Origin of the sequence: Marinobacter sp. R17, assembly GCF_003789045.1 — a bacterium.
GTDB classification, from domain to species: domain Bacteria; phylum Pseudomonadota; class Gammaproteobacteria; order Pseudomonadales; family Oleiphilaceae; genus Marinobacter_A; species Marinobacter_A mangrovi.
Genome location: NZ_RHGZ01000013.1, coordinates 114,625 through 122,162, shown reverse-complemented (window position 1 = coordinate 122,162; position 7,538 = coordinate 114,625). Strand labels below are relative to the sequence as shown.

At 61.3% G+C, this 7,538-nt stretch carries 5 protein-coding genes; all 5 read right to left on the bottom strand.

The window, feature by feature from the left end:
- Nucleotides 1-218 precede the first annotated feature (218 nt).
- Complete coding sequence (gene acnD, locus EB809_RS11305; RefSeq protein WP_123634924.1) at nt 219-2,825, bottom strand: Fe/S-dependent 2-methylisocitrate dehydratase AcnD; 2,607 nt, start codon at nt 2,823-2,825, stop codon at nt 219-221.
- Between the two features lie 164 nt (nt 2,826-2,989).
- Nucleotides 2,990-4,117: a 2-methylcitrate synthase gene (gene prpC / locus EB809_RS11300; protein ID WP_123634923.1), complete on the bottom strand. Its 1,128-nt coding sequence runs from the start codon at nt 4,115-4,117 to the stop codon at nt 2,990-2,992.
- Between the two features lie 103 nt (nt 4,118-4,220).
- Nucleotides 4,221-5,108: a methylisocitrate lyase gene (gene prpB, locus EB809_RS11295; RefSeq protein ID WP_123634922.1), complete on the bottom strand. Its 888-nt coding sequence runs from the start codon at nt 5,106-5,108 to the stop codon at nt 4,221-4,223.
- 13 nt (nt 5,109-5,121) lie between these two features.
- Nucleotides 5,122-5,802 (bottom strand): GntR family transcriptional regulator, encoded by a 681-nt coding sequence (locus EB809_RS11290; protein ID WP_123634921.1) that lies wholly within the window; start codon nt 5,800-5,802, stop codon nt 5,122-5,124.
- A 110-nt stretch (nt 5,803-5,912) separates the two neighbouring features.
- Complete coding sequence (locus EB809_RS11285) at nt 5,913-7,496, bottom strand: glucan biosynthesis protein (RefSeq protein WP_190294873.1); 1,584 nt, start codon at nt 7,494-7,496, stop codon at nt 5,913-5,915.
- Nucleotides 7,497-7,538: the final 42 nt, after the last annotated feature.

Genomic DNA, 7,538 nt, shown 5'->3' with positions numbered 1-7,538 from the left:
TTACACAAGTCTCTCTCCAGGGCATGGGCGCATCCTCCTTGCCCATACCGTAACTTGTGTCACCCATGTTCCCGGTTTGAGGTGTTACCTATGTTGCCGGTTTGCACACTCCAAACCTCTCTCCCTCCAGGGGAGAGAGGCTTAATTTACTTAAACCTCGAGTTGGCTACGCTCTCCCCTCGTGGCAGAAGGGCTCGCGAAAAAAAGGGGGAACCTGATCAAGCACTCGCCTTATCCGCCTCAGCCTCCAGGAAGTCCTGCGCAAAGCGCTGCAGCACGCCGCCCGCCTTGTAGATGGACACTTCTTCCTGCGTATCCAGGCGGCAAACGACCGGAACTTCCTGGCTCTCACCGTTCGTGCGGTGAATGACCAGCGTCAGCGTGGCACGCGGTGCCGGCTGCCCTTTTACGTCGAACGTCTCGGTGCCATCAATACCCAGCGTCTTACGGGTGGTGCCTTCCTCGAACTGCAGCGGCATGACACCCATGCCTACCAGGTTGGTGCGATGGATCCGCTCAAAGCCTTCGGCCACGATGGCCTCGACACCGGCGAGAGCCACGCCCTTGGCGGCCCAGTCCCGGGAAGAGCCCTGCCCGTAATCGGCGCCGGCAACGATGATCAACGGCTGCTTACGGTCCATGTAGGTCTCGATGGCTTCCCACATGCGAACCACTTTCCCTTCCGGCTCGATGCGCGCCAGGGAGCCCTGCTTGACCTCGCCGTTGTCGTCGCGAACCATTTCGTTCAGCAGTTTCGGGTTGGCGAAGGTGGCCCGCTGCGCGGTCAGGTGATCGCCGCGGTGGGTCGCGTAGGAGTTGAAGTCCTCTTCCGGCAGCCCCATTTTCGCCAGGTATTCGCCGGCAGCACTGGAGGCCAGGATGGCGTTCGACGGCGACAGGTGGTCCGTGGTGATGTTGTCACCCAGGACCGCCAGCGGCCGCATGCCGGTCAGGTTTTTCTCACCGGCCAGGGCGCCTTCCCAATATGGCGGTCGGCGGATGTAGGTGCTCATCGGGCGCCACTCGTAGAGCGGGTCGGACTGTGCCTGGGCCTTGCGGGTGACGTCGAACATCGGGATGTAGGTGTCGCGGAACTGGTCCGGCTTCACCGACGATTTCACGATGGCGTCGATTTCCTCGTCTTTGGGCCAGATGTCCTTGAGCAGGATCGTGTTGCCGTCGGCATCGTGACCCAGGGCGTCCTTCTCGATGTCGAAGCGGATGGTGCCGGCAATGGCGTAGGCGACCACCAGCGGCGGTGAGGCCAGGAACGCCTGCTTGGCGTACGGATGAATCCGGCCATCAAAGTTGCGGTTGCCGGAAAGGACCGCGGTGGAATAGAGATCCCGGTCGACCACTTCTTTCTGGATTTTCGGATCAAGCGCACCACTCATGCCGTTACAGGTGGTACAGGCAAAGGCGACCACGCCGAAGCCCAACTGCTCCAGTTCCGGCAGCAGGTTGGCTTCTTCCAGGTACATCTTGACGGTCTTGGAGCCCGGCGCCAGGGAGGACTTCACCCAGGGCTTGCGGATCAGGCCCAGCTTGTTGGCGTTGCGGGCGATCAGGCCGGCCGCCACCATGTTCCGCGGGTTCGAGGTGTTCGTACAGCTGGTGATCGCGGCGATGATAACCGCGCCATCCGGCATTTCGCCCTCTTTCTCTTCCCACTGGCCGGCAATGCCGCGCTGCGCCAGTTCGGACGTCGGCAGGTGCGCGTGCGGGTTGGACGGCCCGGCCAGCGTACGAACCACCTTGGACAAATCAAACTTGAGGACGCGCTCGTACTCGGCGGTCTTCAGGCTGTCGGCCCATAGGCCGGTGTGCTTGGCGAAGTTTTCGACCAGAGCCACCTGATCGTCGTCGCGACCGGTCAGCTTGAGGTAGTCGATGGTCTGGTTGTCGATGTAGAACATCGCCGCGGTGGCGCCGTATTCCGGCGTCATGTTGGAGATGGTGGCGCGGTCGCCCACGGTCAGGCTGTCGGCGCCCTCGCCATAAAATTCCAGATACGCACCAACAACCCGCTCCTTACGCAGGAATTCGGTCAATGCCAGGACCATGTCTGTGCCGGTGATGCCCGGCTGCAGCTTGCCCGTCAGCTCGACGCCGACGATGTCCGGCAGGCGCATCATGGACGCGCGGCCCAGCATGACGCTTTCAGCTTCCAGGCCGCCCACACCGACGGAAATCACACCGAGGGCATCGACCATCGGCGTGTGGCTGTCGGTGCCGACACAGGTATCCGGGAACGCCACGCGGTCGCGCACCTGGACCACCGGCGACATCTTCTCCAGGTTGATCTGGTGCATGATGCCGTTGCCCGGCGGGATCACGTCCACGTTTTCGAACGCGGTCTTGGTCCAGTTGATGAAGTGGAAGCGGTCGTCGTTGCGGCGATCCTCGATGGCGCGGTTCTTCTCGAACGCGTCTTTCTCGAAGCCCGGATGCTCAACGGCCAGGGAATGGTCAACGATCAACTGGGTGGGCACCACCGGGTTTACTTTCGCCGGATCACCGCCCTTCTCTGCGATGGCATCCCGCAGGCCGGCCAGGTCGACCAGTGCCGTCTGGCCCAGGATGTCGTGACACACGACGCGGGCCGGATACCAGGGAAAGTCCAGATCCCGCTTGCGCTCGATAAGCTGCTTCAGGGAATCGGTCAGCGTGGCCGGATCACAACGGCGCACCAACTGCTCCGCCAGGATGCGGGAGGTGTACGGAAGCTTGTCGTAGGCGCCGGGCTGGATGGCGTCGACGGCCTCGCGGGTATCAAAGTAGTCGTAGTCGGTGCCCGGCAGGGGCTTGCGGTATTGAGTGTTCATGGTTGACCTTTGGCGATAATGGGTCGGGTGTGGCGTTGGTCTCTCTTCATCCCCCTCTCCCCCCGGCCCCTCTCCCGCCGGGGGCGAGGGGAGGCTATAACTCTAACTTGGGGAAAAAGCCTCTCTCCTGGCAGGCGAGAGGCTTGGAGAGAGGGGAACGCGTCTTACGCGCGCTTCTCGATCGGCAGCCACTCGGCGTGTTCGGGACCGGTGTAGTCCGCGCTCGGGCGGATGATCCGGTTATTCTCACGCTGCTCCTTCACGTGGGCGGTCCAGCCGGACACCCGCGACATCACGAAGATCGGCGTGAACAGCTCCGTCGGGATACCCATGAAGTGATAGGCCGAGGCATGGAAGAAGTCAGCGTTGCAGAACAGCTTCTTCTCACGCCACATCACTTCTTCGCAGCGCACGGAGACCGGGTACAGCACCTCGTCGCCCACTTCCTGCGACAGCTTTTCGGACCATTTCTTGATGATGGCGTTGCGCGGGTCGGACTCGCGATAGACCGCATGACCGAAGCCCATGATCTTTTCCTTGCGCTCCAGCATGCCCATCAGGCCCTGCTCGGCCTCGTCCGGTGTCTGGAACTTCTGGATCAGGGCCATGGCCGCCTCGTTGGCGCCGCCATGCAGCGGACCGCGCAATGTGCCGATGGCGCCGGTCACGCAGCTGTGGATGTCAGACAGGGTGGAGGCACAGACCCGTGCGGTGAAGGTGGAGGCGTTGAATTCGTGCTCCGCATAGAGGATCAACGAGACGTTCATCACGCGCTCGTGCAACTCGCTGGGCTTCTTGCCGTGCAACAGCTCCAGGAAATGCCCGCCGATGGAATCGCAGTCGCCGTCGGTCTCGATGCGCACGCCTTCATGGGCGAAGCGGTACCAGTAGGTGATGATGCTCGGGAACACTGCCAGCATGCGGTCGATCTTGTCGTCCTGCTCGCTGAAGTCCTCTTCGGTTTCCAGGTTGCCCAGCATGGAGCAGCCGGTACGCATGACGTCCATCGGGTGCGCGTCCCTGGGGATCTGCTCCAGAACGGCCTTGAGCGCATCCGGGAGTGCCCGCAGGCCCTGCAGCTTGGTCTTGTAGGCGTCCAGCTCCTGCTGGTTCGGCAGCTTGCCGCGCAACAGCAGGTAGGCCACCTCTTCAAACTGGGCATTGTCTGCCAGATCCGTGATGTCATAGCCCCGGTAGGTCAGACCGGTTCCGCTCTGGCCCACGGTACAGAGTGCGGTTTCGCCTGCGACCTGGCCACGAAGGCCAGCGCCGCCCAGTTTTTTCTCAGCCATGGTTGTCACCTTGTGCGTCGTTGTTTGCGATTATTTAGCGTCTTGTGGTGTCTGGCGATCGAGTGCCTTGAGCGCGCGATCGCAAATCAGCGGCCCGTGCTACTCAGCTTTTCTGCTGCTTGAACAGGGCGTCCAGTTTCTGTTCGAACTCGTGGTAGTTGAGGAAATCGTACAGCTCCATGCGGGTCTGCATCATGTCCACCACATCTTTCTGGTCGCCCTTCTCCAGGATGTTCTGGTAGACGGTCAGCGCAGCCTTGTTCATGGCACGGAAAGCGCTCAATGGGTACAGCACCATGTCGGCGCCGGCTTCTGCAAGCTCCTTGGTGTTGTAAAGTGGCGTGGCGCCGAATTCGGTGATGTTGGCCAGGATGGGCACGTCCAGCGCTTCGGAGAAGGCACGGTAGTGTTCCAGCTCGGTCACGGCTTCGGCGAAAATGCCGTCGGCACCGGCTTCAATGCAGGCCTTGGCCCGCTCAATGGCCGGCTCCAGACCTTCACGCTGGAAGGCGTCGGTCCGGGCCATGATGAAGAAATTCTCGTCGGTGCGTGCATCGGCGCAGGCCTTGATACGATCGACCATCTCTTCCTGGGAAACGATTTCCTTGTTGGGGCGATGGCCGCAACGCTTCTGGGCCACCTGGTCCTCGATGTGAACCGCCGCCGCGCCGGCGCGCTCCATCTCCTTGATAGTGCGGCCGATGTTGAACGCCCCACCCCAGCCGGTGTCGATATCGATCAGCAGCGGCGTATCGGTCACGGCGGTAATGCGGCGGACGTCTTCGAGCACGTCGTTCATGGTGGTCATGCCCAGGTCGGGCAGCCCGTAGGAGGCGTTGGCGACACCGCCGCCAGACAGGTAAATGGCCTGATGGCCCACCTTCTCGGCCATCATGGCGCAATAGGCATTGACCGTGCCGACGATCTGCAGCGGATTGTTTTCTTTAAGGGCTTTGCGGAAACGGGCCCCGGCAGTAAGTGACTGGCTCATAAACTCTCCCCATTCAGAATGTCAGGACACCTTCCTGAATCTTCTTCTCGATGTTCAGCCGCGCCGCATTGATGTGGCGCTGCATCAGAAACTGGGCCAATTCCCCATCCCGGTTGGCGATGGCGTCGGCGATACTGCGGTGTTCTCGAAGTGCCCGGTGCGGGCGGCCGGCGGACGTACTCAGCCGGTAACGGTACAGGCGCACCATGTAGTACAGGTCGCCCAGCAGCATCTGGCTGAGCTTCCGGTTGCGGCTGCCCATGGCGATGCAGTAATGAAAATCGTAATCCCCTTCATGCTGGTAATACGCCTGTCCCTGCGCTTCGTCCACCATCTGTTCATGACGGTCCAGAAGGCGTTGCAGATCATCGATTTCGGCGTCCGTCATACGCTCGGCGGCCTGGCAGGCAGCCAGGCCTTCCATGGCTTCGCGGATACGATAGAGTTCAAGCAGTTCTTCGCCGTTGATGGAAACCACTTTGAAACCGGCGTGGGGACGGCGGACCAGCAGGCCGCGGGATTCCAGGCGACCCAGGGCTTCGCGCAGCGGACCGCGGGTCAGGTTGAAGCGTTCGCAGAGTTCCACCTCACCGATTTTCTCGCCTGGGGCCAGCTCGCCCTTGACGATCGCGGTTTGCAGACATTCGAAGGCTTCGTCTGCACGGGTCTGCGTTGGAGTGACGGTATCAAGCATTTTTGTCGACAATAATATCCGTGATGGCGAGAAAACTACGCTTGGATATCATTTTTGTCAACAATCCGGGAAAGCCGACTCCCGGATTGTTGACAAAGAAAGGACAGGAATCAGTAGATCTTGCGCTGATCCTTGGGTGGCGGGGTGTACTGGTAGACCCAGGTTTCGGTCAGGGGCTGATCGTCCAGCTTCAGGTAGAGGCGCAGATCGATAGGCTCTTCGGAGTCGTCCGGTACCAGGTCGAACATCGCTCGATAGCCGTTAATCTCATGCAGCGGACGCGCAGAGGTGATTTCGATGCGACCCCGGCTGCTCGTGATCACCGGGACGACCTTGGCGTTCTCGCCCAGCATATCCAGCATGCCGCCGGCAAAATCCACCGCAAACCGCCAGGAGAAGTACTCGCGCTTCTGGCCGACCACCCCACCCAGACCGGTCCGGGTAGCGCGCACAGTGGCCAGCTCATAGGGCTTGACCGGCGCCTGCTCGCCCCAGTTCAGGCGATAGGAAAACAGATGCTCCTGATTGGGCGCCAGCGGCTTCTCGGGATTCCAGAACGCCACGATGTTGTCGAAGGTCTCGTCCACCGTGGGAATCTCCACCAGCATGATGCTGCCCTTCCCCCAGTCTTCCTTTGGCTCGACCCAGACGCTCGGGCGCTTGTCATAGAACACGCCATCGTCCTGGTAGTGGTCGAAATCCCGGTCCCGCTGGAGCAGGCCGAAGCCTCTCGGATTTTTGTCGACAAAGGTGTTTACCCGGATGCCGCGCGGGTTGACCAACGGGCGCCAGATCCACTCGCCCGCACCGCTGTGCATGGCCAGCCCATCGGAATCGTGGATTTCAGGTCGCCAGTCGTAGTCCATGCGCTGGCTGTTTTCGCCCACCTGGTACATGCTCGTCAGCGGGGCGATGCCGACCCGTTCGATGTGCTTGCGTGGATACAGGGCACAGCCGATGTCCATCACCATGTTGCGACCGGGGTACAGGTCGAACACGTAGGCGCCGGTGGTACTGGGCGAATCCAGCAGCGCGTAGACGGTGAGCTTGGTGCTGTTGGGTTTGGGCCTTTCCAGCCAGAAGGCGGTGAACTTGGGAAATTCCTCATCGTGATCGGTGGCGGTATCGATCGCCAGGCCCCGGGCGGACATGCCGTACTGCATGTCTTTGCCGACAGCGCGGAAATAGCTCGCGCCCTGGAACGCGGCCAGATCCAGCTTGAAGTTGGTGTGGAACTGGATGCGGAAGCCGGCAAAGCCCAGATCTTCCGGCAGTTCGCCCAACGGCTGTTTACCGGAATAGCTGAAATACGAGGGATCGTAGCCCAGCTCTTGCGCCTTGCCGTCTGTCACCTCGTAGATGTGAACCGGTGTCTTGAAGAACAGGCCAAGGTGGAACAGCTGGGCCCGGAAGGCGCTGCCCTCGTCCTGCCAGAGCGATTTTTCCGGCCGGAACTGGATGGCCTGGTAATCGTCCCACGAAATGTTCTTCAACGAGCGGGGCAATTCGCCCTCGTGCGACTCAAACGGTTTGGCGGCCAACTCCCGTGCGCGCCCCTTGAGCCACGCGTAGCTGAACGCCTGCGGCTCACCAATGGGCCGCGCGTTGGCCAGAGAGCTGTTCAACAGGGCCGACAGGGGCAAGCCCTGCACTCCGGCGGCGGCGAGCATTTTCATCACTGTACGACGATCCATCCGGGTATTCCCCTCCCTTTTACCGTGGAACGATGCGGGCCG

Bases quoted from the DNA above. Each gene is read 5' to 3' on its own strand.
- EB809_RS11285 (WP_190294873.1), bottom strand. From the start codon at position 7,496: ATGGATCGTCGTACAGTGATGAAAATGCTCGCCGCCGCCGGAGTGCAG.
- EB809_RS11290 (WP_123634921.1), bottom strand. From the start codon at position 5,802: ATGCTTGATACCGTCACTCCAACGCAGACCCGTGCAGACGAAGCCTTC.
- acnD (WP_123634924.1), bottom strand. From the start codon at position 2,825: ATGAACACTCAATACCGCAAGCCCCTGCCGGGCACCGACTACGACTAC.
- prpB (WP_123634922.1), bottom strand. From the start codon at position 5,108: ATGAGCCAGTCACTTACTGCCGGGGCCCGTTTCCGCAAAGCCCTTAAA.
- prpC (WP_123634923.1), bottom strand. From the start codon at position 4,117: ATGGCTGAGAAAAAACTGGGCGGCGCTGGCCTTCGTGGCCAGGTCGCA.